Raw genomic sequence first — 3,221 nt, 5'->3', positions numbered from 1 at the left:
CCCTTCTTTATCAATCAGCGGTTCGCCAACCACGCGGCCATCTGGGCCGATAATGCCCGAAAAGGCACTGTTTGGACGGGCTAACAGCTCACGTGCCTCAGGGTGGCTCTCGGACATTGCCTCGATAATCTCCTCAGACACCGTCGAACACGAAACAATGGTGAAGACCTTACCTTCAAAGCAATGTGCGGATGCTCTTAGACGGATGGCCTCCGCCATGTCGTAGTCTTTGGGTGCCACAGGCAGCGCAATATAGCTGGCAATGTGCACGAGCTCCCCTTGCGCCAGTAACGCAAAGCGCGCCAAGGTGTTGGTGTTTTCCCCACACGCCAACGCCCCCAGAGGCCCCACGCTGGTTTGGTGCACTTTCAATGACGATGCATCCCCGTTTGCCCACGTCAGCTTTTCTGCCCACGTTGGCACCAATTTGCGGTGACGACCGAGAATGATGCCCTCATCGGAAATAGTCACCAAGGTGTTATACAAGGTGGCGATGCCGTGCGGGTTGCGCTCATTGACCCCAATCACCACATTGATACGGTGGCGTGCCGCGGCGTGAGCGATTTTTTGAATTTCCGGCCCCGGTACTTCAATGGCGGATTTGCACAGTTTTTCAAACCACGGGCTGCCGTCAATCGGGTTCATCACCCAACTCCAATACGGGTAGCCCGACACAAACACTTCCGGGAACGCCACCAATTTGGCGCCGTTGTCCGCCGCTTCTTCTATCAAGCGGCACACTTTATCGACGGTGGCGCTGGTATCGAGAAACACGGGCGCCGCTTGCACGGCCGCCGCTTTAAATTGTGCTAAGTTCAACATGGCCTTGCTCCTTGTTTACACCGCAACCACCGGGTGGCGCAGCTCACCAATGCCTTGCACGTATGCCTCAATCACATCCCCCGGCCACACCCACTCTTGCGGTGAACGCCCTGCACCCACCCCTTCTGGCGTCCCCGTGGCAATGATATCCCCAGGCTCAAGGGTGATACCCTTGCTGATGTCTTCAATCAACACATTGACGTTAAACAGCATGTGGCGGGTATTGGAGGATTGCTTGGTGACCCCGTTGACCTTCAAGCTTAAATCCAACGTGTGCGGGTCAGGGATTTCATCCGCCGTCACAATGCACGGGCCAAACGGGGCGTAGGTGTCTTGCCCTTTGGAGTAAATCCATTGCCCCGCACGGCGGCAGTCACGGGCGCTCATGTCAATCATCAAACTGTAGCCAAAGACGTAATTTAACGCGTCTTTCGCCGCCACCCCTTTGGCACGCGTGCCCATAATCACCGCCAGTTCCACTTCCCAATCCAACTGCTGAGTAATTTGGGCATTATGTTCAATCGCATCCCCGGGGCCAATCACTGTGGTCGGTGGCTTGGAGAAAATAACGGGCTCTTTCGGCAGCTCTTTGGACGTGTCCAAAGTACGGCTGGATTCCGCCACGTGTTCAACGTAGTTCAACCCAATACCAAAGATGTTTTTACGCGGACGCGGAATAGGCGCCAAGATTTTCACGTTTTGTACCGGCCATGCGGTTCCCGCCGGGAATTGCCCGTCGTAGCCATTGAGCAGCTCAGTCCCCGCGCGCACCCCTTGTGGCCCTAAATCGATAAAGTCCAACATGTTATCTGGTAAATACTGCCCTTGCTCTTCGGCAAGGCGAGCCAAGTCCACCACTTGGTGGTCAACAATGGCGCCCAAACGGGCCGCGGCGGTCACATCAGAACGGTAAGTTATTAAGCGCATGGTGTTTTCTCCTCAGCTCACAGCGCCTCGCTGTCAGCCTGTTTCACGTAAAATCGGTTAATCGAAATCAATAAAAAGTCAAATAAACACATAAAATCAATTCGGTAGCGCAAGGTTATCGAGGGTGTCTGGCACGCTGCTTGCCCCCGGATTTCACCTTCTAGCCGGTCACGGTTTGGTGGCCGTCGTTGTCCACCAAAGCCTCTTCGTAATACAGACCCAGTGACTGCATCACCGGTAAGTCGTTAAAGCAGAACAGGCACGCATCGTCCGTTTGCGATGTGTTCACGTGCTCATGGAACATCCACGATGGCACACAGAAAATGTCACGTTCTTGCCAATCAAAACGTTGCCCGTTGATAATTGAATACCCGTGGCCTTTTGCCACTTGGTAAATAAAGCTGCCCGTGTGACGATGGGCTTTGCCCACAAACCCCGGACGCAGCAATTGCATGCTCGCACCGATGGTCGGCATCACGTGCCCGCCAGTGATGGGGTTGGTGTAATGCATCAGCACATCATCAAACACCGAACCGTCGGCCACCTTCGCCGCGCGACGCAGTGCCTCATACGTTGGCCCCCACTGGTATTTAAACAGCGGCGAATAGGGTTTATCCCAACCGATATCGTGCGGGCGCAGCGCCGTGCCACCCCACATCCCAACAGGGTAATCAATGGGGTGAGTGTGAGCTTGGTGTAAGTCAGGGTGGACTTTGTAGAACCCCGCTTCCAGCGCATTGACCAGCGGGATATCTAACCCATCCTGCCAAATGCACGGCAAGCCATCGTCCGCCACGCCGTGTTCATGCCATGTGCCATTTGGGGTTAACACAAAGTCATTCGCTTCGAGCATCATTTTTTGCCCTTCCACGATGGTGTACGCCCCACACCCTTCCATAATAAAGCGCAGCGCTGAAGACGAGTGCGCATGGGCCGAGGCGGCTTCCCCCGGGTGCATCACTTGCAAGCCGGAGTACAACCAACCCACGGCCGCCGCCACATCTTGGCGACCCGGGTTATTGAGATACACCACCCGGCGACCCGCTTTTTCGGGGGTGACCAGCTCTACCGAACGTAATACGTGCTCACGCAAGTCACGGTAGCGCCATAACACTGGTACCGAAGACGACTGCGGCTGCCACGGCTCAATCTTGTTGGCTACCGTCCACAGTGCCCCGGTTTTCAAATCCGCGAGCTCTTGGTAATACGCCACAAGTTCTGGGGTGTCGGCGACATCCGCGCGCCCTGCAATACTTTCGCGGTATTGGTCATGGGATTTCTGGTTCATCGGCTCGTTCTCCTCATTCACAGGGCGACTAGCGCCCGTTGGATTTGACTTGCTGTAACAGTTGTTGACGCCCGTATTCGTACGGCGCTGGCCATGTCACGTCCCAGCCATGGCGGGCACACTCATGCAACAGCCACGCAGGGTCAGAGAGTAATGGACGCGATAACGCGCATAAATCCGCACG

3 protein-coding genes are annotated in these 3,221 nt (G+C 55.5%); all 3 read right to left on the bottom strand.

The window, feature by feature from the left end; all coding sequences use genetic code 11:
- Positions 1-822, bottom strand: an 822-nt coding sequence (locus AC4IFO_RS22685; RefSeq protein ID WP_490737807.1) for a carbon-nitrogen hydrolase family protein, incomplete at its 3' end; no start/stop codon positions are given.
- A 15-nt stretch (positions 823-837) separates the two neighbouring features.
- Positions 838-1,749, bottom strand: coding sequence for a fumarylacetoacetate hydrolase family protein (locus tag AC4IFO_RS22680; RefSeq protein WP_219245544.1), 912 nt, complete (start codon positions 1,747-1,749; stop codon positions 838-840).
- 160 nt (positions 1,750-1,909) lie between these two features.
- Positions 1,910-3,037, bottom strand: a complete 1,128-nt coding sequence (locus AC4IFO_RS22675; protein WP_490737806.1) for a cupin domain-containing protein — start codon at positions 3,035-3,037, stop codon at positions 1,910-1,912.
- Positions 3,038-3,221 lie beyond the last annotated feature (184 nt).

It is taken from the genome of Providencia sp. UF-224, from assembly GCF_058245955.1.
The sequence above is the reverse complement of the archived record's forward strand: the minus strand, read 5'-3'. Positions and strand labels throughout refer to the sequence as shown.